Annotated in this window: 21 protein-coding genes and 4 tRNA genes; 3 read left to right on the top strand and 22 right to left on the bottom strand. The window is 61.9% G+C overall.

Features of this window, described 5'->3' with window-relative positions; genetic code table 11:
• Positions 1–24 precede the first annotated feature (24 nt).
• Complete coding sequence (gene phnN / locus ACK1U9_RS02870; protein WP_046614620.1) at positions 25–618, bottom strand: phosphonate metabolism protein/1,5-bisphosphokinase (PRPP-forming) PhnN; 594 nt, start codon at positions 616–618, stop codon at positions 25–27.
• A 345-nt stretch (positions 619–963) separates the two neighbouring features.
• Here phnN and ACK1U9_RS02865 point away from each other — a divergent pair, with 345 nt between their 5' ends.
• Positions 964–1,290: an Arc family DNA-binding protein gene (locus ACK1U9_RS02865; protein WP_012273554.1), complete on the top strand. Its 327-nt coding sequence runs from the start codon at positions 964–966 to the stop codon at positions 1,288–1,290.
• A 208-nt stretch (positions 1,291–1,498) separates the two neighbouring features.
• Here the strand turns inward: ACK1U9_RS02865 and mgtE are convergent, their stop codons facing one another.
• The 8 genes from mgtE to alaS all read right to left on the bottom strand — a co-directional run bounded on the left by mgtE (position 1,499) and on the right by alaS (position 8,413).
• On the bottom strand, positions 1,499–2,941 hold the full coding sequence (gene mgtE, locus ACK1U9_RS02860; RefSeq protein WP_046614621.1) for a magnesium transporter: 1,443 nt from the start codon (positions 2,939–2,941) through the stop codon (positions 1,499–1,501).
• A 530-nt stretch (positions 2,942–3,471) separates the two neighbouring features.
• Positions 3,472–3,548, bottom strand: a tRNA-Arg gene (locus ACK1U9_RS02855).
• A gap of 73 nt (positions 3,549–3,621) precedes the next feature.
• Positions 3,622–3,698, bottom strand: a tRNA-Arg gene (locus ACK1U9_RS02850).
• A gap of 71 nt (positions 3,699–3,769) precedes the next feature.
• A tRNA-Arg gene (locus ACK1U9_RS02845) sits at positions 3,770–3,846 on the bottom strand.
• A 106-nt stretch (positions 3,847–3,952) separates the two neighbouring features.
• Positions 3,953–4,043: transfer RNA gene (locus ACK1U9_RS02840), tRNA-Ser, on the bottom strand.
• A gap of 72 nt (positions 4,044–4,115) precedes the next feature.
• On the bottom strand, positions 4,116–4,304 hold the full coding sequence (gene csrA / locus ACK1U9_RS02835; protein ID WP_003254503.1) for a carbon storage regulator CsrA: 189 nt from the start codon (positions 4,302–4,304) through the stop codon (positions 4,116–4,118).
• 165 nt (positions 4,305–4,469) lie between these two features.
• A complete protein-coding gene (locus ACK1U9_RS02830) occupies positions 4,470–5,705 on the bottom strand; it encodes an aspartate kinase (RefSeq protein WP_013973645.1) in 1,236 nt (411 codons plus the stop codon).
• Positions 5,706–5,788: 83 nt separating this feature from the next.
• Entirely contained in the window at positions 5,789–8,413 is a 2,625-nt protein-coding gene (gene alaS, locus ACK1U9_RS02825; RefSeq protein WP_046614622.1) for an alanine--tRNA ligase, read from the bottom strand.
• Positions 8,414–8,678: 265 nt separating this feature from the next.
• Between alaS and ACK1U9_RS02820 the strand changes: the two genes are divergently transcribed.
• Positions 8,679–9,956, top strand: coding sequence for a M91 family zinc metallopeptidase (locus ACK1U9_RS02820; protein WP_046614623.1), 1,278 nt, complete (start codon positions 8,679–8,681; stop codon positions 9,954–9,956).
• Positions 9,957–9,977: 21 nt separating this feature from the next.
• On the opposite strand, the gene astE is transcribed toward ACK1U9_RS02820, so the two are convergent.
• The 13 genes from astE to acs form a co-directional block, all read right to left on the bottom strand.
• Positions 9,978–10,985 (bottom strand): succinylglutamate desuccinylase, encoded by a 1,008-nt coding sequence (gene astE / locus ACK1U9_RS02815; RefSeq protein ID WP_046614624.1) that lies wholly within the window; start codon positions 10,983–10,985, stop codon positions 9,978–9,980.
• Positions 10,986–10,995: 10 nt separating this feature from the next.
• Positions 10,996–11,286: a topoisomerase II gene (locus ACK1U9_RS02810; protein ID WP_003256592.1), complete on the bottom strand. Its 291-nt coding sequence runs from the start codon at positions 11,284–11,286 to the stop codon at positions 10,996–10,998.
• A 14-nt stretch (positions 11,287–11,300) separates the two neighbouring features.
• A complete protein-coding gene (gene astB / locus ACK1U9_RS02805) occupies positions 11,301–12,650 on the bottom strand; it encodes an N-succinylarginine dihydrolase (protein ID WP_046614625.1) in 1,350 nt (449 codons plus the stop codon).
• A gap of 23 nt (positions 12,651–12,673) precedes the next feature.
• Positions 12,674–14,137 carry a succinylglutamate-semialdehyde dehydrogenase gene (gene astD / locus ACK1U9_RS02800; protein ID WP_046614626.1) on the bottom strand — a complete coding sequence of 488 codons (1,464 nt, stop codon included), beginning with the start codon at positions 14,135–14,137 and terminating at the stop codon, positions 12,674–12,676.
• On the bottom strand, positions 14,138–15,166 hold the full coding sequence (gene astA / locus ACK1U9_RS02795) for an arginine N-succinyltransferase (protein ID WP_013973651.1): 1,029 nt from the start codon (positions 15,164–15,166) through the stop codon (positions 14,138–14,140).
• Between the two features lie 78 nt (positions 15,167–15,244).
• On the bottom strand, positions 15,245–16,264 hold the full coding sequence (gene aruF, locus ACK1U9_RS02790; protein ID WP_085601600.1) for an arginine/ornithine succinyltransferase subunit alpha: 1,020 nt from the start codon (positions 16,262–16,264) through the stop codon (positions 15,245–15,247).
• A 147-nt stretch (positions 16,265–16,411) separates the two neighbouring features.
• On the bottom strand, positions 16,412–17,632 hold the full coding sequence (locus ACK1U9_RS02785; protein ID WP_046614628.1) for an aspartate aminotransferase family protein: 1,221 nt from the start codon (positions 17,630–17,632) through the stop codon (positions 16,412–16,414).
• A 342-nt stretch (positions 17,633–17,974) separates the two neighbouring features.
• Entirely contained in the window at positions 17,975–18,955 is a 981-nt protein-coding gene (gene argR / locus ACK1U9_RS02780) for a transcriptional regulator ArgR (RefSeq protein ID WP_108481255.1), read from the bottom strand.
• Positions 18,956–19,053: 98 nt separating this feature from the next.
• Positions 19,054–19,818: an ABC transporter ATP-binding protein gene (locus ACK1U9_RS02775; RefSeq protein ID WP_025340127.1), complete on the bottom strand. Its 765-nt coding sequence runs from the start codon at positions 19,816–19,818 to the stop codon at positions 19,054–19,056.
• Positions 19,819–19,840: 22 nt separating this feature from the next.
• Positions 19,841–20,539, bottom strand: coding sequence for an ABC transporter permease (locus ACK1U9_RS02770; protein ID WP_046614630.1), 699 nt, complete (start codon positions 20,537–20,539; stop codon positions 19,841–19,843).
• Positions 20,536–21,225, bottom strand: coding sequence for an ABC transporter permease (locus ACK1U9_RS02765; RefSeq protein ID WP_003260113.1), 690 nt, complete (start codon positions 21,223–21,225; stop codon positions 20,536–20,538). The genes ACK1U9_RS02770 and ACK1U9_RS02765 overlap by 4 nt, the downstream gene beginning before the upstream one ends.
• 88 nt (positions 21,226–21,313) lie before the next feature.
• Positions 21,314–22,099 (bottom strand): ABC transporter substrate-binding protein, encoded by a 786-nt coding sequence (locus ACK1U9_RS02760; protein WP_046614631.1) that lies wholly within the window; start codon positions 22,097–22,099, stop codon positions 21,314–21,316.
• 612 nt (positions 22,100–22,711) lie between these two features.
• Positions 22,712–24,673 carry an acetate--CoA ligase gene (acs, locus tag ACK1U9_RS02755; protein ID WP_015271271.1) on the bottom strand — a complete coding sequence of 654 codons (1,962 nt, stop codon included), beginning with the start codon at positions 24,671–24,673 and terminating at the stop codon, positions 22,712–22,714.
• A gap of 398 nt (positions 24,674–25,071) precedes the next feature.
• Between acs and ACK1U9_RS02750 the strand changes: the two genes are divergently transcribed.
• A complete protein-coding gene (locus ACK1U9_RS02750) occupies positions 25,072–25,326 on the top strand; it encodes a DUF2790 domain-containing protein (RefSeq protein ID WP_003260110.1) in 255 nt (84 codons plus the stop codon).
• The last annotated feature ends 9 nt before the right edge of the window (positions 25,327–25,335 follow it).

Here is a 25,335-nt window from a genome sequence, read left to right as displayed (position 1 = left end):
TCGCGTAATCCTTTTCTGCCAATGCTACACCTGTGGCAGCACGCCTTCATCACGCAGCAGCACGAACAGTCCCTCGACCGCGGTTTCCAGGGTGGTGGAGTTGTCCAGCACATGCAGCGACGGATCGGCCAGCGCCTGCAAGCGTGCATTTCGTGCCAGGCGCTGCTCGACTTCCTCTGCGCTTTCCCGGCCGCGGGCCACCAGGCGCTCGCGCAATACCTCGTGCCTGACCTCGACCAGCACTGCCAACAGGTTCGGGTAGCGCCGGCGTGCCTCGGCCAGATATGCCCGCGAACCATTCACCAGCACCGCCCTGCCCTCCGCCAGCCACCGGTCCACCTGTAGTGGGATACCGTAATCCAGACCATTGGCCCGCCAATGCATGGCAAACGCCCCTTGCTCGCGCAGTGCTTCGAACTGTTCGGACGTAACTCCATGGGCGGCTTCGCCCTTTGCTTCGGCCGACCGGGTAATGACGCGACGGGCGATTTCCACCCCCGCGGCTGCCAACCGCTCACGAGAAGCGTCGATCAGGGAATCTTTCCCGGAACCCGACGGTCCTACCAGATATATCAATCGGCCCGTCCCTGATTGGCGGTCGCTTGCGTCATGTTGCATAGCCACTATGCTCTATGGAGGGAAATCGGCACATTCTAGGGGGGTTACCGGCCTTTTGCTGCGTTTTACCAGTTTTTGACGGCAAAAGTCTGACGATCGAGTAAGCCTGAGCATGTAAAACTTTTCAAACCAGTACTCATTTCTGATAATTGGTACTGGCATAAAGCCTTTATCCGGCTCACTATTTGTCACAGAATTGACGCCAAGGAAACGGCGACCATGAGGCAAGATGAGCATCCATTTTTCACAGACGGTTGAACATTTCATCGTCGCTACGGTCGTACTACCACCCCGTGCGGCCAATTTGAGAACCGCTTCCCCTGAACCAAAATCCGGTCAATTTATATGCGCCCAATGAAACAGGCTATTTATTCGAGCCGCACCGCTGACAAGTTCGTCGTCCGCCTGCCAGACGGGATGCGTGAGCGCATTGCCGAGGTAGCGCGCAACCATCACCGCAGCATGAACTCCGAAATCATCGCGCGCCTGGAACAGAGCCTTATCCAGGAAGGTGCGCTGGGTGACGAGTTGAGCATGCGCCTGGACAGCCCCGAACTGTCCCTGCATGAACGCGAGTTGCTGCAACGCTTCCGTCAACTGTCGCACCGCCAGCAGAACGCGCTGGTCGCCCTCATCGCTCACGATGTGGAAATGGCTACCGACGCCTCCTGAGGTTTGCAGCCGAACACAAAAAAGCCAGCGAAAGCTGGCTTTTTTGTGGGCTCACCACGGCTGTGGGATCACTATTTCCGTGGGAGCGGCCTTGTATCGTGAAAGGGCCGCAGAGCGGCCCCACGATGTCTGCAGCGCCGCACAAATTTCCGGGGCTGCTTCGCAGCCCTTTCGCGACACAAGGCCGCTCCCACAGAGACCTAATCGGTTACAGCAGGAACAGTGTGGCCAGGCCGAGGAAGATGAAGAAGCCACCGCTGTCGGTAACGGCAGTAATCATCACGCTCGACCCCATCGCCGGGTCGCGCCCCAGGCGTGTCAGGGTCATCGGGATCAACACCCCCATCAAGGCCGCCAACAGCAGGTTCAAGGTCATCGCCGCAGTCATCACCAAGCCCAACGACCAGCTGCCATACAACCAGAACGCCACCGCACCGATCACCCCGCCCCAGATCAGGCCGTTGAGCAGCGATACCGCCAGCTCCTTGCGCATCAGGCGGCTGGTATTGCCCGGCGACACCTGGTCCAGCGCCATGGCGCGCACGATCATGGTGATGGTCTGGTTACCGGAGTTGCCACCAATACCCGCCACGATCGGCATCAGCGCAGCCAGGGCGACCAGCTTCTCGATCGAACCTTCGAACAGGCCGATCACACGCGACGCAACGAAAGCGGTAATCAGGTTGATGGCCAACCAGGCCCAGCGGTTGCGCAGCGAACGCCAGACCGAGGCGAAGATGTCTTCTTCCTCGCGCAAACCGGCCATGTTCAGCACTTCGCTTTCACTTTCTTCACGAATCAGGTCGACCATTTCGTCGATGGTCAAGCGGCCGATCAGGCGTTCGTTCTTGTCCACGACCGGCGCAGATACCAGGTCATAACGCTCGAAGGCCTGCGCCGCGTCATAGGCATCTTCGTCGGGGTGGAAGGAAACCGGGTCGGTCGCCATGACCTCCGCCACCTTCTTCTCCGGGTCGTTGACCAGCAAGCGCTTGATCGGCAATACGCCCTTCAGAATACCGTCATAGTCCACCACGAACAGTTTGTCGGTGTGGTTCGGCAGTTCTTTCAAACGGCGCAGGTAGCGCAACACCACTTCGAGGCTGACGTCTTCGCGGATGGTGACCATCTCGAAGTCCATCAACGCACCAACCTGCTCCTCGTCGTAGCTCAGCGCCGAACGCACGCGCTCGCGTTGCTGCGCATCGAGGGTTTCCATCAGCTCGTGAACAACGTCTCGCGGCAGCTCAGGAGCCAGGTCGGCCAGTTCGTCGGCGTCCATTTCCTTGGCGGCGGCGAGCAGTTCGTGATCGTCCATGTCGGCGATCAGCGATTGCCGCACGGCGTCGGACACTTCCAGCAGGATGTCGCCATCGCGATCCGAGCGCACCAGCTGCCAGACCGTCAGGCGGTCTTCCAGTGGCAAGGCTTCAAGGATGTAGGCGATGTCGGCGGGGTGCAGGTCATCGAGCTTGCGCTGCAGCTCGACGAGGTTCTGGCGGTGGACCAGGTTTTCCACCAGGTCGTTGTGGGCGCCTTCCTGACGGTGGGTCAGGTCTTCGACCACGCGCTGGCGTTGCAGCAGTTCGACCACCTGGGCCAGGCGGTCCTGCAGGCTTTCCTGCGCTTTTTTTACTTCTACTTCAGTCATAGGCGAACTCCACTCCCAGCAGCGGAGCACGCCGGGAGAATCAATCGGTCAGATCTTTCTGTATGAATCTTGTTAGCGAGTAACTACTGGGTAAGTCCATGGTGGTTTTCCACAAGCCCCGGCGGGGCTGACGGGCGCAATCATACACTGCTAAAGCTGTCAGATCGCTTAAAATTTTGGCCAGAACAATCGTTTGCGTGATAAAGCTGGGACAACGCTCGAAGCTATCAGTGCGACGGTGGGTCTGGCGGTTAAAGCACATTTGTTGTGTGCCTGGATGTGTATGCGATACCTGATCGAATTCGGGGCTGCTTTGCAGCCCTTTCACCGGCAAGCCAGCCCCCACAGGGACGACACAGTCCAGAGAGCAGCGCGAGTCCTGTGGGAGCTGGCTCGCCGGCGATGGGCCGCATGGCGGCCCCGAGCTACACCACAATCATTACAGAAGAGCGTAGATGGACATCAGCAACAATTCATTGGCGCAGAAAAACAAAAAGCCCGCTCTATTGAGCGGGCTTCTTGATTTTGTGTGGCGGACTCAGGAGGATTCGAACCTCCGACCGCTCGGTTCGTAGCCGAGTACTCTATCCAGCTGAGCTATGAGTCCGTGGTGGTACTTTTTAGACCAGGTTACCACTGGTTGACTGAAGTGCCTTTGCAAGCAGAGCCACTTCAAAAAGTGGCGGACTCAGCAGGATTCGAACCTGCGACCGCTCGGTTCGTAGCCGAGTACTCTATCCAGCTGAGCTATGAGTCCGCGATGGTATTTTTAGACCAGATTACCACTGGTTGATTGAAGTAGCCTTGCAAACAAAGCCACTTCAAAAGTGGCGGACTCAGGAGGATTCGAACCTCCGACCGCTCGGTTCGTAGCCGAGTACTCTATCCAGCTGAGCTATGAGTCCGTGTCTTGCCGCGCATTATAGGTCGCTGAAACATTTTTGCAAGAACTTTTTCGTTTAAAATCAACTACTTAGCGTTCTTACCGTTTACAGCGCCCTAAGCGAATAATGGCGGTGAAGGGGGGATTCGAACCCCCGATACCCTTATGAGGTATACTCCCTTAGCAGGGGAGCGCCTTCGGCCACTCGGCCACCTCACCGCAACACGAGGCGAATATTAAACAGGCTCTTCCTCGTTTGCAACCCTTTTTTTGAAAAAAACTTCAAAAAAATTAAAGGCTTGGCTCCTCGTCCTTCTCTTTCTTGATCCGCAGGTAGATTTCCTCGCGGTGCACAGCCACTTCCTTCGGGGCGCTGACGCCAATACGCACCTGGTTGCCTTTGACGCCGAGCACCGTCACGGTGATCTCGCCGTCTCCAATGATCAGGCTCTCGGCGCACCGACGAGTCAGAATCAACATAGCTTTCTCCTTACGCAAAACATTCAGGGGTAACAGTCTTGGGTGTCGCGGCCTGGTCGTGGACGACGACCAGGGCCCGGTTGCTCGTCACCCAGGGCAGGACAGGCCTGCGTGGCGAGCAGAAACGCGAAGGGCGCGGCAAGCCGCGCCCTTCCAGGCAGCGTATTACTCGCTCTGTCGTGCCGGAGCGTCGAGTTCGAACGCGGTGTGCAGCGCGCGCACGGCCAGCTCCAGGTACTTCTCTTCGATCACGACCGAAACCTTGATCTCGGAGGTGGAGATCATCTGGATGTTGATGCTCTCCTTGGCCAGGGCTTCGAACATGCGGCTGGCAACACCGGCGTGCGAACGCATGCCGACGCCAACGATCGAGACCTTGGCGATCTTGGTGTCACCGATCACTTCACGGGCACCGATTTCGCGGGCAGTGTTTTCCAGCACGCTCTGCGCCTTCTCGTACTCGTTGCGGTGCACGGTGAAGGTGAAGTCGGTGGTGTTATCGTGGGCAACGTTCTGCACGATCATGTCGACCTCGATGTTCGAGGCGCTGATCGGGCCGAGGATCTTGAAGGCCACGCCCGGAGTGTCCGGCACGCCGCGAATGGTCAGCTTGGCTTCATCACGGTTGAAGGCGATACCGGAAATGATCGGCTGTTCCATGGATTCCTCTTCATCAATGGTAATGAGGGTACCCGGACCCTCCTTGAAGCTGTGCAGCACGCGCAGCGGAACGTTGTACTTGCCGGCGAACTCCACCGAACGGATCTGCAGCACCTTGGAACCGAGGCTGGCCATTTCCAGCATCTCTTCGAAGGTGATCTTCTCCAGGCGCTGGGCCTGTGGCACAACGCGCGGGTCGGTGGTGTAGACGCCATCGACGTCGGTGTAGATCTGGCACTCATCAGCCTTCAGCGCAGCCGCCAGGGCCACACCCGTGGTGTCGGAGCCGCCACGGCCCAGGGTGGTGATGCTGCCGTGCTCGTCGACGCCCTGGAAGCCCGCTACCACGACCACGCGGCCTTCCTTGAGGTCGGCACGAATCTTCTGGTCGTCGATCTGCAGGATGCGCGCCTTGTTGTGCGCGCTGTCAGTGAGAATGCGCACCTGGTTGCCGGTGTAGGACACCGCTGGCACACCACGCTTGATCAAGGCCATGGTCAGCAGGGCAATGGTGACCTGCTCACCGGTCGACACGATCACATCCAGTTCACGCGGAACCGGCTGATCGGTGATCTGCTTGGCCAGGTCGATCAGGCGATTGGTTTCACCGCTCATTGCCGACAACACAACCACCAGGTCGTCGCCCGCCTCACGGTGTTTCTTGACCTTATCGGCTACCTGCTCGATCCGCTCGATGGAACCGACAGAGGTGCCGCCAAATTTCTGTACGATCAACGCCATTTCAATGGTGCCTCAGCCCATACAGGGCCCCAAAAAACAATCCAACATGAAGAGGCCGCGACTAGACCGTCGGCCCCTTCATCTCAAAGTCCCTGCTCTGCGAATGGCACGGCCAGCGCCAGGGCCTGGTCCAGTGCAGCGACGTCGACGCCGCCACCCTGGGCCATGTCCGGACGGCCACCGCCCTTGCCACCCACCGCCGCAGCGGCTTGTTTCATCAGATCGCCAGCCTTGAGTTGGCTGGAGAGGTCCTTGGTCACGCCGGCCACCAGCACGACTTTGCCCTCATGCTCGCTGCCCAGCAGGATCACTGCGTGGCCGAGCTTGTTCTTCAGCTGATCGACCAGCGCCAGCAGGGCCTTGCCGTCCTGCCCATCCAGGCGGGCGGCGAGCACCTTGGCGCCCTTGACCTCAACGGCCGCGTTGGAGAGATCATCCCCGGCGGCGCTGGCGGCCTTGGCCTGCAGCTGTTCCAGCTGCTTCTCCAGCTGGCGGTTGCGCTCGAGCACAGCCGACAGCTTGTCGATCAGGTTGTCGCGGTTACCCTTCACCAGCTGGGCGGCTTCCTTGACCTGCTCTTCGGCAGCGTTCAGGTAGGCCAGCGCAGCAGCGCCGGTGACCGCTTCGATGCGGCGCACGCCAGAGGCCACGCCGCCTTCGCTGATGATCTTGAACAGGCTGATGTCACCGGTGCGCTTGGCGTGGATACCGCCGCACAGCTCCACCGAGAAATCGCCGCCCATGCTCAGCACACGCACGGTGTCGCCGTACTTCTCGCCGAACAGCGCCATGGCACCCTTGGCCTTGGCGGTTTCGATGTCGGTCAGTTCGGTTTCCACCGCAGTGTTCTTGCGCACTTCGCGGTTGACGATGTCTTCCAGGGCCTTGATCTGCTCCGGTTTCACCGCTTCGAAGTGGCTGAAGTCGAAACGCAGGCGCTGGCTGTCGACCAGCGAGCCTTTCTGCTGCACGTGCTCGCCCAGTACCTGGCGCAGCGCTTCGTGCAGCAGGTGGGTGGCAGAGTGGTTCAGCGAGGTGGCGTGCTGCACCTCGGCATCGACCTTGGCCTCGACCGGCGAACCGATCACCAGCGCGCCGCTGGCAACCACGCCATGGTGCAGGAAGGCACCACCGGTCTTGGTAGTGTCGCGCACATCGAAGCGCGCAGCGCCAGCCTGCAGGTAGCCGGTGTCGCCCACCTGGCCACCGGATTCGGCGTAGAACGGCGTGCGATCGAGCACGACCACGCCCTGCTCGCCTTCACCCAGCTGGTCGACGGCCTGGCCGTCCTTGTACAGGGCGATGATCTTGCCCTGGCCTTCGGTGGCCTCGTAGCCGAGGAACTCGGTGGCACTGTCGACCTTGACCAGGCTGTTGTAATCCATGCCGAAGGCGCTGGCGGAACGGGCACGCTCACGCTGGGCGTCCATCTCGCGCTCGAAACCGGCTTCGTCGATGGTCAGCTCGCGCTCGCGGGCAATGTCGGCGGTCAGGTCCATCGGGAAGCCGTAGGTGTCGTACAGCTTGAACACCACGTCGCCCGGCACCACGTCGCCCTTCAGCTGGGCCAGGTCCTGCTCGAGGATGCGCAGGCCCTGCTCCAGGGTCTTGGCGAACTGTTCTTCTTCAGCCTTGAGCACGCGCTCGATGTGCGCCTGCTGGCTGTTCAGTTCCGGGAAGGCCTCACCCATTTCGGCGACCAGCGCGGCAACGATCTGGTAGAAGAAGCTGCCTTTGGCACCCAGCTTGTTACCGTGGCGGCAGGCGCGACGAATAATGCGGCGCAGCACGTAGCCACGGCCTTCGTTGGACGGCAGCACGCCGTCGGCGATCAGGAAGCCGCACGAACGGATGTGGTCGGCGACCACTTTCAGCGAGGCCTGCCCCTCATTGCTGCAACCGATGGCCTTGGCCGCGGCGGAAAGCAGGTTCTGGAACAGGTCGATCTCGTAGTTCGAGTGCACGTGCTGCAGCACGGCGCTGACGCGCTCCAGGCCCATGCCAGTATCCACCGACGGCGCAGGCAGCGGGTGCAGCACGCCATCGGCGGTGCGGTTGAACTGCATGAAGACGTTGTTCCAGATCTCGATGTAGCGATCGCCGTCTTCTTCCGGCGAACCGGGTGGGCCGCCCCAGATGTCCGGGCCGTGGTCGTAGAAGATCTCGGTGCACGGGCCGCACGGGCCGGTGTCGCCCATGGTCCAGAAGTTGTCGGAGGCGTACGGGGCGCCCTTGTTGTCGCCGATGCGCACCATGCGCTCGGCCGGCACGCCGACCTCCTTGGTCCAGATATCGTAGGCTTCGTCGTCAGTGGCGTAGACGGTGACCCAGAGCTTTTCCTTTGGCAGGTTCAGCCATTTTTCCGAGGTCAGGAAGGTCCAGGCGAAGGTAATGGCATCGCGCTTGAAATAGTCACCGAAGCTGAAGTTGCCCAGCATTTCGAAGAAGGTATGGTGGCGCGCGGTGTAACCGACGTTTTCCAGGTCGTTGTGCTTGCCGCCGGCGCGCACGCACTTCTGGCTGCTGACGGCACGCGTGTAGGCACGCTTCTCCGCACCGAGGAAGCAGTCCTTGAACTGGTTCATGCCGGCATTGGTGAACAACAGGGTCGGGTCGTTGTTCGGGATCAGCGAACTGGAGGCGACTCGGGTATGTCCCTGCTCTTCGAAGAAGCGAAGGAAGGCTTCACGGATTTCTGCGCTTTTCATAGGTTCTTCCACGGAAACGGCGGCCGTTTGGGCTAATACGTCGAATCGACGAAACGACGGCAAAGGGCGCCATTATAGCCAGCCTGAACGGGAGATACAGTGTGTTTGTACACCAGAACAGCAATCGGCGGATGAAAAGCCGTTCATGAGCACGCCCAAGGCGGCAAAGCGGACCTGCAGGCCTGCCCATGCGGTACATAAGCAACACCTGACCCGCGCAGCGGAACGGGATCCTGCTGGCCCACCTTCGCTGCCGGAGCCCTCCATGCCTGAGCTGAACCTGTCCAAACTCCACTCGGATCCACACCCACTGCCTCACGAGGCTACCCTGGCCAATCCGAACCCGATCTACTACATAGATGCTCGCGAACCTGGTTACGCCCAGACCGCCTTTCCCAATGAAGACAACCCCCAGCAGCAGACCGAGGTCAAGTACATCCAGGCTGACCCCAACGTGCGAATCACCCTGGAACACACTTACCCGCTGGGGCGACGCTATCGCCGCAACACCCAGAACAGCGAACTGCTGGTCTTCAACGTGGCCCCGCGTGCGCTGCGCGCGGATGGGCAGCAAAAGCGCGTACGTATTGCCCCTCGCGAATGCCTGCTGGAAGTGACCATCAACGATGCGGTATTCATGGTCGTCGCGCATACCGCCCAAGCCATCGCCATTCGCCTCACCGATGGCAATCACCACGTCGTCATCGCCCCGGAGGTGAAGAAGACGGTGCTGATCGACATGATAGGGAGCGGCAACAGGATCGACACCGGCGCAGGTATCGTCCACATCGACGCCCATACCGGCACGCACCAGATTGTGGTCGGTAGCGGCCCGGTACTCATCGACAAGGGCGACGCGGTTGTCAACGTCACGGGGCACCGCCTGCTTGGCCGCGGGTCCTCCAGGGTCGAGCTCTACCGTGATACCGAAAACGATGCACGACTGGCCCGGCCCGTGACGGTCGAACATCAGGCCCTGGGCAATATCGGTGTGCGAGTGACGGGTAGCGACCCGTTCAGGCAAGCAGCACAGGATGCGCTGGAGCTACTGCGCAAACTACCCTGCGGCCAGGCGCTGCTGGCGGCCCTGGATAAAAAGGCCGGGCAGTCCGGGACACCGATCAGCCTGATCGAAGCATCCAGACACCAATTCACGACCTATACACCCAGCGACCACGAAGAAGATGAAGACGAAGGCCACTTCATCATCGACGAAAACCAGAGTAGCTGGGGCTACAGCGGCGGCACCCTGGCCTACAACCCTGGCTGGTCGACCGCTGCGCAACTGCCGCTACTCGACCTGTACCGCTGTCTGTGCCAAGGCTGGAACTCGATGACTGGCACCGTCTTTCCGGGCCAGACCGAGGTTCCAGGGAAAAACGGCACTTATCCGGTGGACAACCTGCTGCTGCAGAGCATCGGCTTGCCCACCGATTGCAAGTTCACATTTGGCGGCAGCACCGTCCTGAACACCAACCCACCCGCCTTCACTGAAAACGGGCTGCGCCAGGCGCTGCAACTGGAACTGCGGACACAGCCGTGAGCCCAGGGTACCGGGGCCAGCTCAGCCCAGTCGCTGGCCGGAGTCAGGAACGATCAGAATCCCCGCCCTGAGGCCATTCTTGACCTTGGGGTTGGGGAAAATGATGCGCGCGCCCTCCTCCTCGACCACCCAGCGCGTCTCGGCCAGGTCCTCGGCCAGCAGGTAGCCCTTGCTCAGCTCGGAGAAATTCTCGATGTCCGCCGGCAGATGCAGGTGGAAGCTGTCGCTGTGCTTGATGATCTCGCGGGACACGCTGAACAGCTGCAGGCCATCCAGCGAGCTTTCGCCCTGCGGCTCGGTGTCTTCGATGATGCGGATCAGCCTCGCTTCCAGCTTGTCGAGGTTGACCAGCTCGTTCTGCCCGAACGGTCGGGCCTTGCCCAGTTCCAGGGTAAAGGCCTCGGCCTCCAGCTGCTCGTAGGTGAAGGCGCTGAACGTGATTGAAGACTTGCTCTGCAGCAACACTGCCTCCATGCCCGCCGCCGCCAGCCGTACCAGCTCGCGACGGGAATGCTTGCGCCCCTCTTTATAAGGGTACAAGGCAAATTGCTCGATCTTCGAGCCACGGATGGCGGTATGCAGGTCGTAGTGCAGGCGGCTGCGCCCCGGCTTGCTGAAGAACACCCGGGCGAACTGTTCAAGCTCGGCGGCACGCAATGCCTCGAAGCCACTGGACAGCTCGTGGCGCCCGTTGAACAGGCGGTTGATGTCCTGCTCGATGAAGCGCTCGCCCTTGCGGATCGCTGCCGGGTTACCGAACAGGAACAGCACCCGGGCCTTGGGTATGATCTTGCCGTTGGCCACGCCATGCAGCAGCCGCTCGAGCAACTCGATCGGTGCCGTTTCGTTGCCATGAATGCCGGCTGACAACAGCAAATCCAGCCCGCAATCCTCGTTTTCGGCCGGGCGCACTTCGAGCGCGCCCTCCCCCAGCCAGCGCAAACGCGCGCCCTTGGTTGTCACTTGGGTCTTCTCGGCCGGTTCGTGATCGGTGAGGGTCAGCTCAAGCAATTTGCCAAGGGCGAGCATAGGTACTTCCTTAGTGGTGGTGGCCGCAGTCGGGGCCATGGACGTGATCGTCGTCTTCGCCGACCTCCGCCGGTTCCATTTCCAGCTGCAGGCTGACCAGGTTGGTGGCCATCGGGCGCAGCAGCAGGTTGGCGTACTCGGTGTCGTCTTCCTCGACATCCACGCCGATCAACAGCTGGCCACGACCATCCTGCTGAATCCACACTTCCTTGCCTTGCCAGACCACGGCAAAGCGGGTGCAGGAAGTTTCCAGCTGGGTGCCGTCTTCATCTTCCAGGATAAGGCGCAGGGCGTCGGTCATTGCAAAGTCTCTCTTCAAGGTTGGCGTTGGAACGGATACACCGAGCCCAACTTCAGGATCTGGGTCAATTCGTCCAGTGCCGTACGGCATTCCACCAGCAATTGCGGGTCGGCCAGGTCCGCCTCGCCAAGGCGATCGCGGTAATGCTTGTCGACCCACAGCAGCAGGGTGTCGTACAGCGAGGCGGTCATGATAACGCCTTGGTTGACCGCTGCCAGTTCCGTTTCCTTCAACGCCACGCGCAAACGCAGGCAAGCCGGCCCACCGCCGTTCTGCATGCTCTGCTTGAGGTCGAATACCTTGACCTCTTTCACCGCGCCGCCCTGGCTGGTCAACTGGCCCAGGTAGGCCCAGACCCGCTCGTTGTTGCGGCACTCTTCCGGCACCACCAACAGCATGGAGCCGTCGTCGCGGCTGAGCAGCTGGCTGTTGAACAGATAGGAACGCACCGCGTCCTCCACCGTCACCGCTGCCCGTGGCACGCAGATGGCCTGGAAGTTGCCACCCTTGCTGGCCAGTTTAGCTCGCAGCTGGCCAAGTACCGCGTCAGTGTCGAGGAAAGCGTCCTCGTGATAGAACAGCACCTCGCCGTTGCCCACCGCAATCACATCGTTGTGGAACACGCCCTGGTCGATCACGGCCGGGTTCTGTTGAGCGTAGACCACGCCGTCATCGCGCAGGCCATGCAGCCGGGCCACGGCCTGTGAGGCTTCCAGGGTTTGCCGGGCCGGGTACTTCTGCGGCGCCGGGTAGCGGCTGTCGAAGGCGCTGCGGCCGTAGACGAAGAACTCCACGCCGGCCTCGCCATACGCACGGCAGAAGCGCGTGTGGTTGGCCGCACCCTCGTCACCGAACTGCGCCACGGCAGGCAGTGCCTCGTGGTGGGCAAAGTGCTTGTCATCGCTGAACATGGCACCCAGCACGCGGCTGGTGGTTGGGTGCTCGATGCTGCGGTGGTACTTGCAGTTGAGGTTGGCAGCGGTGAAGTGCACGCGGCCATCGGCGGTGTCGGCACTGGGGCTGACTGTGGCAGCGTTGGCTACCCACATGCTCGAGGCCGAGCAGCTGGCCACCAGCAATGGCATGGCCTCCCTGGCGGCGCGCTGGATCACTTCGGCGTCGCTGCCGCCGAAGCCCAGGCGGCGCAGTGCGGCCACGTCCGGGCGCTCCTGCGGCGCCAGCACGCCCTGCTTGAAGCCCATGTCGGCCAGCGCTTTCATCTTCGCCAGGCCCTGGCGCGCGGCTTCGCGCGGGTTGGACCCCTGCTGGCTGTTGCTCTGCGAAGCCACGTTGCCGTAGGACAGGCCGCCATAGTTGTGGGTAGGCCCCACCAGGCCATCAAAATTCACTTCGTAGGATTTCATCGGCTAGGCTCCGTGACCTGTTGTTATAGGGTGATGCCCGGCGTCAGGGTCGCCGGCAAGGCAAGGCTGGCGGTCTCCAGCGAAGCCACGGGGTAAGCGCAGTAGTCCGCCGCGTAATAGGCGCTGGCGCGGTGGTTGCCACTGGCGCCCACGCCGCCGAACGGTGCACTGCTGGCGGCACCGGTCAATTGCTTGTTCCAGTTGACGATGCCTGCGCGGCTGCGAAGCCAGAAGTACTGGTAACGGGCGCGGGAGTCGGACAGCAAGCCGGCGGCCAGGCCGTACTGGGTGTTGTTGGCCTCATCGATGGCGGCATCGAAGTCGGCATAGCGGATCACCTGCAGCAGCGGGCCGAAGAACTCTTCGTCCGGGCGCTCGGCCACAGCGGTAACATCGACAATGCCCGGGGTCAGCAGCGCGGCATCGGCCTGTGGCTGGGTCATTTCCAGCAGCTTAACGGCACCCTTGGCGACCAGTTCGGCCTGGGCTGCAATCAGCGCTCGCGCTGCCTGCAGTGAAATCACCGAGCCCATGAACGGCGCAGGCTGCTGATCGAACGCGCCGACCGTGATGGATCGGCTCACCTCGACCAGCCGCGCGATCAGCGCATCGCCCCAGGCGCCTTGCGGCACCAGCAGACGACGGGCGCAGGTGCAGCGCTGGCCGGCGGAAATGAACGCCGACTGGATAATGGTATACACCGCCGCATCCAGGTCCTTGACCTCATCCACCACCAGCGGGTTGTTGCCGCCCATTTCCAGGGCCAGGATCTTGTCCGGGCGGCCGGCGAACTGCTGGTGCAGCAGGTTGCCGGTGCGGCTGGAACCGGTGAAGAACAGGCCGTCGATCCCCGGGTTGGCGGCCAGCGCCACACCGGTTTCGCGCGCGCCCTGCACCAGGTTGAGCACCCCCGCCGGCAGCCCGGCGGCAATCCAGCAATTGACGGTCAGCTCGGCGACCTTGGGCGTCAGCTCGCTGGGTTTGAACACCACGCAGTTGCCCGCCAGCAGCGCCGGCACGATATGGCCGTTGGGCAGGTGGCCGGGGAAGTTGTACGGGCCGAACACCGCCACCACACCGTGGGGCTTGTGCCGCAGCACGGCCGTGGCATCGGCCAGCGGGCCACTCTTCTCGCCGGTGCGCTCGCGGTAGCTCTGCACCGAGATCGCTACCTTGTTGATCATGCTGGTGACTTCGGTCGCCGACTCCCACAGGGGCTTGCCGGTTTCCTCGCCGATGCACTGGGCCATGGCTTCGGCATGCGCTTTCAGTTGCGTGGCAAACTTCTCCAGCACATCGATACGCGCTTCCAGGCTCAATTGCGCCCAGGCCGGGAAGGCCTGACGCGCAGCCTGCACGGCGGCATCCACCTGGCCGGCGTCAGCGCCCTGCCCCTCCCAGACGACGGCTTGCGTCACCGGGTTGAGCGACTGCAGGGTTTCACCCTGGCCAACCTGCCAATTGCCTGCGATGTAATGCGTGGTCATTTACTGGGCCTCCCGGCTTGCCGACAGCGGCACGGCGCGCACGTTGTCGCCGGCACCCATGCGCAGGCGCTTGGCGGTCAGAGGGTCGACCACCAGGGTACCGGCAGCCAGCCGCGCAGGTGCGGCCGTTATGCGGCAGTCGTCGCGTTTGCGGTTGTGGATGATGTAAGGCGTCGCGTCATCGCCCGGCGTGCCCACCGCCAGCACCAGGGTCTGGCTTTCGCGCACGGCGCGTATCCTGGAGGTGTCGCACTCGATGGCGGGGCCGGCATCGAAGATGTCGACGTAGCCCTGATAGTTGAAGCCTTCCTGCTTGAGCATGGCCAGCGCCGGCTCGGTGTCCTTGTGCACGCGACCGATCACGTTGCGCGCCGCTTCGGAGAGGAAGCAGGTGTACAACGGGAACTTCGGCATCAGTTCGGCAATGAACGACTTGTTGCCCACGCCGGTGAGATAGTCGGCCTGGCTGAACTCCATCTTGAAGAAGTGCCGGCCCAGGCTTTCCCAGAACGGCGAGCGGCCCTGCTCGTCGGACATGCCGCGCATTTCGGCGATGATCTTCTTGCCGAACAGCTCGGGGAACTCGGCGATGAACAGCATGCGCGCCCGCGACAGCAGGCGGCCGTTGAGGCCGGAGCGATAGTCGCTGCGCAGGAACAGCGAGCACAGCTCGGAGTTGCCGGTCAGGTCGTTGGCCAGGAACAGGGTGGGGATTTCGCGGTAGATCTTCAGCTCCTGCGAGGCGCTGACGGTCAGGCCGACCCGGTAGTTGTACCAAGGTTCGCGCAGGCCGACGGCACCGGCGATGGCACTGATGCCCACCACCATGCCTTCGTCGTTTTCCAGCACGAACAGGTAGTCGGTGTCGCCACGCTCGGCTTCGCCACGGAAGCTCTTTTCCGCCCAGCCAACACGATGCCCCAGGCGCTCTTCGTTGGCCGGCAGCGTGGTCAGCCCGGTGGTACCGGTGCTGCGTGCCAATTCGATCAACGCAGGCAAATCGCTGCTGCGTACAGGACGAACGATCATGCTATCTCCTTTTGCGGCGGCGGCGGCCGGCGCGAAACTCTTCTAACGCATCAATCCCGAAACGTCTGTCGCCAGACCTCAGACCGCAACCAGACGCACGCTGGCCCCCTCGCCCACCCCCAGCGCCTCGGCGGCTGCAGGGCTCAGGCTGACGGGTTTGCCCGGCACCCAGTCCAGGTCCAGCAGTACAGCGCGGTAGTCCTGCAACTGGCCGTTGCACACCAGGTACGGGCGCCCGCCCTTGACCGGGGTGTCCTCGAGCTTCACCGGCACCACCCGGCTCTGGGCGATCGAGCGTATGCCCGAGGTACGCGCATGCAAGGTCGGGCCACCATCGAAGATGTCGATGTAGTGCTCGGTCTCGAAGCCTTCGCGCATGAGGATGTCGAAGGTAATCTGCGCCCTCGGATGTACCTGGCCCATGGCTTCCTGAGCCAGGTCAGGCAGCAGCGGCACGTATATCGGGTAGTGCGGCATCAGTTCGGCGAGGAAGGTGCGGCTTTTAAGGCCGCACAGGCGCTCGGCGTCGGCGTAATTGAGGTCGAAGAAGTTGCGGCCGATGGCATCCCAGAACGGCGACTCACCCTGCTCGTCGCTGTAGCCGACGATCTCGGTCACCACCGAGTCGGCGAAACGCTCCGGGTGAGCGGCCATGAACAGCAGGCGGCCACGTGAATTGAGCTCGGCCCAGCCACTGTTCACCAGTTCCGGCAGCACATAGAAGCTGGTCAGCAGGCTGTTGCCGGTCAGGTCATGGCACAGCGACAACACGTGGATCTTGTTATGGATCTTCAGCTCGCGCGAGGCGTGCACGAAGGTCTCGTTACGAAAGCTGTAGAACGGCTCGGAGTAGCCGGCCGAAGCTACGATGGCCGAGCAACCGGCCAGCTTGCCGGTTTCGCTGTCCTCGAGCACGAAGAAGTAGCTTTCTTCACCGTTGAAGCTGACCTCGGCGGCGAAGGAAGTCTCGGATGCGGCGATCTTGTCGCCCAGGCGAGCGGTGTCGTCCGGCAGCGAGGTGACACCAATGGGGCTGTCTGCAGCCATGCGCTGCACTTCGTTCAGATCAGCCATTTGCGCGGGGCGCATCACCAGCATGGTGTCACTCCTTTGGAATACGGGCCGCTCACGGCAGCACGGGAAAACGGCAGGTGCACCGGCACCTGCACTGGAATCGGGTATCACCGGCCCGGTGCAGACTCGGGTTGAGCCTGGGCCAGGGCCGGTGAAGGGACTGCAGGCGGATCAGCCCTTGGTCAGGGTGGCCACGGCGCGCTCGAAGCGGTCCAGGCCTTCGTCGATGTCGGCGTCTTCAACCACCAGGCTAGGCGCGAATCGGACCACGTCCGGGCCGGCCTGCAGCACCATCACGCCTTCTTTCTCGGCGGCGTTGAGCACGTCCTTGGCCTTGCCTTTCCAGGCCTCGGTCAGCACGCAGCCCAGCAGCAGGCCAACGCCACGCACCTGGCTGAACAGGTTGTACTTCTGGCCGATCTGCTCCAGGCGGACCTTGAAGCGCTCATGCTTGGCCTTGATGCCGGCCAGGGTTTGCGGGGTGTTGACCACGTCCAGCACCGCGCAGGCGACAGCGCAACCCAGCGGGTTGCCGCCGTAGGTAGTGCCGTGGGTGCCGACGGCCAGGTGCTTGGCCAGCTCGGTGGTGGTCAGCATGGCACCGATAGGGAAACCGCCGCCCAGGCTCTTGGCGCTGGTCAGGATGTCCGGGGTAACGCCGTAGTGCTGGTAGGCATACAGCGAACCGGTACGGCCAACGCCGGTCTGCACTTCGTCGAAGATCAGCAGGGCGTTGTGTTCGTCACACAGTTTGCGCGCGCCTTCCAGGTAGGCCTTGTCGGCCGGCACCACGCCGCTCTCGCCCTGGATCGGCTCGATCACCACGGCGCAGGTCTTGTCGGAAATCTGTGCCTTCAGCGCTTCCAGGTCGTTGTACGGCACATGGCTGATGCCGGTGATCTTCGGGCCGAAGCCATCGGAGTACTTCGGCTGGCCACCGACGCTGACGGTAAACAGGGTACGGCCGTGGAAGCTGTTCACGGTGGCGATGATTTCGTGCTTTTCCGGGCCGAAGCGGTCGTGCGCAACGCGACGGGCCAGCTTGAAGGCGGCCTCGTTGGACTCGGCGCCGGAGTTGCAGAAGAACGCTCGGTCGGCAAAGGTTGCGTCCACCAGCTTGTGGGCCAGGCGCAGGGCCGGCTCGTTGGTGAACACGTTGGATACATGCCAGAGGGTGTTGGCCTGCTCGGTCAGGGCCTTGACCAGTGCCGGGTGGCAGTGGCCCAGGGCGTTGACCGCGATGCCACCGGCAAAGTCGATCAATTCGCGACCCGACTGGTCCCAGACGCGGGAACCCTCGCCTCGCACAGGAATGAAGGCCGCCGGAGAATAGTTGGGGACCATGACCTGGTCGAAATCGGCACGTTGCACCGGGGCTTGCTCAACGGACATCTGAGTCTCCTGAAGAGGAACGCTGGCCTGGAAGTGGCGAGCGATGGGGGGATTGTAAGGACTGATCCGCGCCTGTCCTTGCGGCCAAGCGACAACTTGTTACAGCGCAAAACCCAGTTTTGACAAGGCTTTCGGCAATGCGACAAACACTGTCGCAATCGCGCAGTGTACGGGAGAGAGGGGGCTGGGTGAACGGGTGTACACATATAGAAGCGTGGTTGCCTGTACCGGCCGATTCGCGGGCTCGCCCGCTCCCACAAGTGCCCCGTAACCATCAAGGCCTGTGGTGATTCTGTGGGAGCTGGCTTGCCAGCGATAGGGCCAGTACAGACTACAGGGCAATCAGCCTTTTTCGGCAGGCGCCGAGCTCAGTTCGAACGGGCTGCTGCTACGCCGCTGGTTGCGATCCTCCCGCGGCGTTGCGCCAAAGAAGTTGCGGTAGGCACTGGAAAAATGCGGCCCTGAGGAAAAGCCGCAGGACAGCCCGATCTGGATGATCGACTTGCTGGTCTGCATCAGCATCTGCCGCGCCTTGTTCAGGCGCAGCTCCAGGTAGTACTGGCTCGGCACGCGGTTGAGGTACTGTTTGAAGATACGCTCCAGTTGCCGGCGCGAAACGCACACGTGCTGGGCAATTTCGTCGGTGGTCAGTGGCTCTTCAATGTTGGCCTCCATCAGCAGCACCGCCTGGGTCAGCTTGGGATGGCTGGAGCCCAGGCGGTTCTGCAACGGAATGCGCTGGCGCTCGCCACCCTCGCGGATGCGCTCGACCACCAGCTCCTCCGACACCGCTCCGGCCAACTCCGCTCCATGGTCACGAGCCAGCACCGCCAGCAGCAGGTCGGTCACGGCCATGCCGCCACAAGCGGTCAGGCGATCACGGTCCCAGTCGAACAGGTGGCTGGTGGCGATCACCTTGGGGAAGCGCTCGGCAAAATCATCCTGCCAGCGCCAGTGCACCGCAGCCCGGTAACCGTCGAGCAGGCCCAGCATCGCCAGGGGGTAGACCCCTGCCGACAGGCCACCGATCATGCAGCCACTGCGCGCCAACTGCTTGAGCGCCGCCGACAACGCCGCCCCCACCGCCGACGGCTGCTCGTCAGCCAAAAGGAACAGCTTGTGGCACCCCTCAAGGCGGCCGTTCCACGGTTCGCCCGGCAAGCGCCAGCTACCCTCTTGCGCCGGCTCCGCCTGCAGGAAGACCAGCTCGTAGGCCACCTCCGGGTGCACCCGCTGCGCCACCTGCAACACTTCCTCGGCCAGCGCCAGGGTCAAGGGCCTGGTGCTGGGCCAGATGAGAAAACCGATTCGCTGGGTGGTCATAGGGTGCGGTCCGAAACCTGAGGTCGTTCGAGTCTGTGCGCCGGGTCAGGCTGCGCTCGCCGCGCAGCATGCCCTATTCTGGTGCAAATTTGCAGTTTTTACTTCAGGCTGCCGGAGAGGAACTGCTTCAGGCGCTCCGACTGCGGGTTGGCAAGCACTTCGCGCGGGCAGCCGGTTTCCTCCACCAGGCCCTTGTGCAGGAACACCAGTTGGTTGGACACTTCACGGGCAAAGCCCATCTCGTGGGTAACCACCACCATGGTGCGGCCTTCCTGGGCCAGCGCCTGCATCACCTTGAGCACATCGCCCACCAATTCCGGATCCAGCGCCGAGGTCGGCTCGTCGAACAGCATGACCTCCGGCTCCATGGCCAGCGCCCGGGCAATTGCCACACGCTGCTGCTCGCCGCCGGACATGTGCCCCGGGAAGGCGTCCTTGCGATGAGCGACACCCACCTTGGCCAGGTAGTGCTCGGCCTTTTCCAGGGCTTCCTTGCGGTTCACGCCCAGCACGTGCACCGGCGCTTCGATGATGTTTTCCAGCGCTGTCATGTGCGACCACAGGTTGAAGTGCTGGAAAACCATCGACAGGCGCGAGCGCATGCGCTGCAGCTGACGCGGGTCGGCGGCCTTGAGCGCGCCGTCCTTGCCCGGTACCAGCTTCAACTCTTCGTTGTTGAGCAGGATCTTGCCGGCGTGCGGCTGCTCCAGCAGGTTGATGCAGCGCAGGAAGGTCGACTTGCCCGAACCGCTGGAGCCGATGATGCTGATGACATCGCCTGCCTTGGCCGACAGGGACACGCCCTTGAGCACTTCATGGCTGCCGTAGCGCTTGTGCAGGTCTTGGACTTCGAGTTTGTACATGCTGTCGATTCTCACAAAGCGGTCAGTGCTTGCGCGGCGCCAGGTAGCCGAGCCAGCGGCGTTCGGCCATCTTGAACAGGCGCACCAGGATGAAGGTCAGGCACAGGTAGAACACGCCCGCCGTGATATAGGCCTCGAAAGGCAGGTAGTACTGCGCATTGACCGTGCGCGCAGCGCCAGTGATGTCGATCAGGGTGACGATCGACGCCAGGCTGGTGGTCTGCAGCATCATGATCACTTCGTTGCTGTACTGCGGCAGCGCCCGGCGCAGGGCCGACGGCAGCAGAATGCGCCGGTACATCTTCATGCGCGACATGCCCATGGCCTTTGCCGCCTCGATTTCGCCATGGGGCGTGGCCTTGAGGCTGCCGGCGATGATTTCGGCGGTATAGGCACTGGTGTTGATACCGAACGCCAGGCAGGCACAGAAGGTAGCGCTGGACAGCAGCGGCCACAGGAAGCTTTCGCGCACCGCCTCGAACTGCGCCAGGCCGTAGTAGATCAGAAACAGCTGCACCAGCATCGGCGTGCCGCGGATCACGTAGGTGTACAGCCACGCCACGAGGTTGACCGCTGGCAGCCTGGACACCCGCATCAGGCCCAGCGGAATGGCCGCCAGCAGCCCGAAGAACAGCGAAATCGCCAGCAGCTTGAGGGTGGTCAGCAGGCCGCCGAAGTACATCGGCAGTGCCTCCCAGACGACGTTGTAGTCGAAGATCATAGTTCAGCCACCTTGACGCCCACCGAATAGCGGCGCTCGAGATACTTCAGGGCCAGCAGCGAGATGCTGGTCAGCACCAGGTACAGGGCCGCCACCGCCAGGAAGAAGGTGAAAGGCTCGCGGGTGGCGTCGGCCGCCTGCTTGGCCTTGAACATCATGTCCTGCAGGCCCACTACCGAAATCAGCGCGGTGGCCTTGGTCAGCACCAGCCAGTTGTTGGTGAAGCCCGGGATCGCCAGGCGAATCATTTGCGGCACCTGGATGCGGAAGAACACCTGGCGGTTGCTCATGCCATACGCCACGCCCGCTTCGGCCTGGCCTTTCGGGATACCGAGGAATGCACCGCGGAAGGTTTCCGAAAGATAAGCACCAAAGATGAAGCCCAGGGTACCGATACCCGCGATCAGCGGATTCAGGTCGATGTAGTCTTCATAACCGAGCAGCGGCGCAACCCGGTTGATGATGTCCTGCCCGCCGTAGAAGATCAGCAGGATCAGGACCAGGTCCGGAATACCACGAATCACCGTGGAATACAGATCGCCCAGCCAGGCCAGCCAGCGCACCGGCGACAAGCGCAGCGCCACACCGATCAGGCCGAGCACGATGGCCAGGGCCATCGACGACAGGGCGAGCTGAAGCGTCAGCCACGCCCCGTCGAGGATGACTGCCCCGTAGCCTTTCAACATGATGAGGTCCTCGACCTAGAGAATGAAAAATGGTGCAAACCTCAGAGCTTCTGCTGTTTGCACCATTGCACAGGTGAAACCCGACGTCTTAGTTCGAGTCTGGACCGTAGATGTCGAAGTTGAAGTACTTCTTCTCGATTTCTTTGTACTTGCCGTTGGCACGGATGGCATCGATCGCCGCGTTGATGCGGTCGACGTTGGCCTTGTCACCCTTGCGCACGGCGATACCGATGCCGTCACCGAAGTACTTGGCGTCGGTGAAGGACGGGCCTACGAAGGCGAAGCCCTTGCCGGCGTCGGTCTTGAGGAAGCCGTCTTCCAGCAGGGTGGCGTCAGCCACGGTGCCATCGAGGCGGCCAGCCGCCACGTCCAGGTAGATTTCGTTCTGGGTGCCGTAAGGGACCACGGTGGCACCTTTGGCGCCCAGCACTTCCTTGGCGAAGCGGTCGTGGATCGAGCCGCGCTGCACACCAATCTTCTTGCCCTTGAGCTCATCCAGGCTGTCGCTGACGGCGGTACCTTCCTTCATCACCAGGCGCGCCGGGGTCAGGTAGTAGCGCTTGGTGAAGTCGACCGATTTCTTGCGGTCGTCGGTGATCGACATGGACGACAGGATAGCGTCGATCTTGCGCACTTTCAGCGCCGGGATCAGGCCGTCGAACTCCTGCTCGACCCAAGTGCACTTGGCCTTCATCTCTTCGCACAGGGCGTTGCCGATGTCGTAGTCAAAACCGGCAATGCTGCCGTCTGGCTGCTTGAAGGCGAAGGGTGGATAGGCGGCTTCGATGCCGATTTTCAGCGGTTTTTCATCGGCCTGCGACACCAGGGAAAACACGGACAGCGCCAGGGCGCCAAGCAGTGCGAGCTTCTTCATCAGGTAACTCCATCGGTACTGGGCAATACAAGGCAGGTAACGGCTGCCCGATATGCGAATGGGTACAACGCGAGCCGCGCAGGGTTCGACCAAGGTCGCAGACCACGAGCGAGTGAGTGGCATTTTAACGACAGCCCGGTAGTCGATATTTCTTCAAAGCGACAACTACTTACAGAAGCGCTTGAAACCGAAGCGGGCGATGTTGACAGCCATTGCAAAATATGCAAGAGCGCAAGAAATAGAACCTATAGTACTAGCAATTCCCGGGCCTATTATTGGCAAAGCCTTGTATTACGGCAAGTGCAGCGTGCTGCGTTGCAAAAAAAGGCTGTGAAAACGCACCGAAACAGGCCGGAATTGTTTCCTGGCGCCCCGATCTTGTGCGGCGCCGGTGACAGAATAGTTACCGATGAATGTCGGGTAACAGTAAAGCAAAAACCCCGCCGGTTTCCCGGGCGGGGTTTTATTGGTACAGCACACGCCTTACCCTGTGGGAGCGGCTTCAGCCGCGAACACCGGCAACGCCGGTGCCATCCACCGCGCTGGGCTCTCCGCGGCTAAAGCCGCTCCCACAGGGATCGCACAAAGCCTTCAGCGTGCACCAGCCCTCTATCAGGCCGAAGCCAGGCTCATGGCCTTGTGCGTATCGATCAGGTGCTGCACCACGCCCGGGTCGGCCAGGGTCGAGATATCACCCAGGGCATCGTACTCACCCGTGGCAATCTTGCGCAGGATGCGGCGCATGATCTTGCCCGACCGTGTCTTCGGCAGCCCCGGCGCCCACTGGATCACATCCGGCGAGGCGATCGGGCCGATTTCCTTGCGCACCCAGTTCTTCAGCTCCAGGCGCAGCTGCTCGCTGGCCTCGATACCGGCGTTGAGGGTGACATACACATAGATGCCCTGCCCCTTGATGTCGTGCGGTACACCCACCACCGCGGCCTCGGCAACTTTCGCATGCGCCACCATGGCACTTTCGATCTCGGCAGTACCCATGCGGTGACCGGACACGTTCAGCACGTCATCCACGCGGCCGGTGATCCAGTAGTAGCCATCCTCGTCGCGGCGCGCACCGTCACCAGTGAAGTACATGCCACGGAAGGTCTTGAAGTAGGTATCGACGAAACGGTCGTGGTCGCCGTACAGCGAACGCGACTGGCCCGGCCAGGAATCGAGGATCACCAGGTTGCCTTCGGCAGCGCCCTCGATCAGGTTGCCCAGGTTGTCCACCAGCGCCGGCACAACGCCGAAGAACGGGCGGGTTGCCGAGCCCGGCTTGAGGCCGGTAGCGCCCGGCAGCGGGCTGATCAGGATGCCGCCGGTCTCGGTCTGCCACCAGGTGTCGACGATCGGGCAACGCTCCTTGCCCACGGTCTTGTAGTACCAGTTCCAGGCTTCGGGGTTGATCGGCTCACCCACCGAGCCCAGCAGGCGCAAGCTGGAGCCATCGGCACCTTCAACAGCAGCCTGCCCTTCGGCCATCATCGCGCGGATGGCGGTTGGCGCGGTGTAAAGGATGTTGACCTTGTGCTTGTCGACGATCTTCGACACACGGGTGATGTCGGGATAGTTCGGCACGCCTTCGAACAGCAGGGTGGTGGCACCGTTGGCCAGCGGGCCGTAGACGATGTAGCTGTGGCCAGTGACCCAACCCACGTCGGCGGTGCACCAGTACACCTCGCCCGGGCGATAGTCGAACACGCGCTCATGGGTCAGCGCGGCGTATACCAGGTAGCCGCCAGTGGTGTGCAGCACGCCCTTCGGCTTGCCGGTGGAGCCGGAGGTATAAAGGATGAACAGCGCTTCCTCGGCACCCATCTCTTTCGGTGCACAGTGGCTGGAGGCGACCTTCATCAGGTCTTCGTACCAGATATCGCGGTGCTGGTGCCAGGCAATGTCGCCGCCGGTGCGCTTGCACACGATGATCTTCTGCACGCTGTTGGTTTCAGGGTTGGTCAGCGCCAGGTCGACGTTGGCCTTGAGCGGGGTACGCCGGCCACCGCGCACACCTTCGTCGGCGGTAATCACGACCTTGGACTTGCAGTCGATGATACGGCCGGCAAGCGCCTCGGGCGAGAAGCCGCCGAACACCACCGAATGGATCGCACCGATACGGGCACAGGCCAGCATGGCGACCACGGCCTCGGGGATCATTGGCATATAGATGGTGACCACGTCACCACGGTGCACGTCCTGGCCACGCAGGGCGTTGGCGAACTTGCAGACCTGCTCGTGCAGTTCGCGGTAGGTGATGTTGCGGTGCTCGGAAGGGTCGTCGCCTTCCCAGATGATGGCCAGCTGGTCGCCGCGCTCTTCAAGGTGGCGGTCCAGGCAATTGGAGGAAACGTTCAGAGTGCCGTCGGCGAACCATTTGATATCGACGTGGTGGTCGTCGAAGGAGGTCTGCTTGACCTTGGTGAACGGCTTGATCCAGTCGATGCGCTGGGCCTGCTCGCGCCAGAAGCCGTCCGGGTTGATCACCGATTGCTGGTACATGGCCTTGTAAGTGGCCTCGTCGGTCAGGGTGGTGGCCGCAACCTCGGGACGAACGGGATACAGTGGAGCCGCACTCATCTGTGTTACCTCGGTGTAATAGTTGTTTTTGTATGGAACCGTTTGTAACTGTACCAGAGCGACAAAAGCCATTCGACGTTGGTAGTAATTTGGTACGCCCGTCCCGACAAAGCGCTCTGGCACGCACCTTACAGCCCAGACGAGAAAATACGGGGGCGGTTTATCAGAGGATTGTTACAGATTCTGTCAAAACACTTTATCAAAAGACCCACTGTTTCAGTCTTGGCGGCAGCCATAAAATTCACTTCGCCAGCAACGGCAAGGCGATTAACAACTGGTAACAGCCCCCACGAAGGCAAGCGTTAATCCCCATCCAAACCCGATAGTTGAAACTAGCAATACTCGCGGCGCCATAAGCGCCGCGTGCCCCCTCACGACCTTAGACAGGTAAATTGAAAATGAAAGCTTTACTGGTATTGGTACTTGGCAGTCTTTGCGGCGCGGCGATGGCCGGCGAAGCCAAAGATGCCGAGCAGATTCCGGTTGAACAGTACAGTTACTCGCAGCACCTGGACATTGCCCGCGTCATTTCCATGAGCGAAGTGCCCAATGTGTGCGAAGTCGTGCCAGCCCGCATGACCTACGAGGACTCCAAGGGCCAGAAGCACATTCTCGAATACCGCGTGATGGGGAACGGCTGCTCGAACGGCTGACACCTTGTG

This window comes from Pseudomonas sp. XP1, from assembly GCF_053557675.1.
Note: the sequence above shows the minus strand (reverse complement) of the source record. Positions and strands in the feature narration are given on the sequence as shown.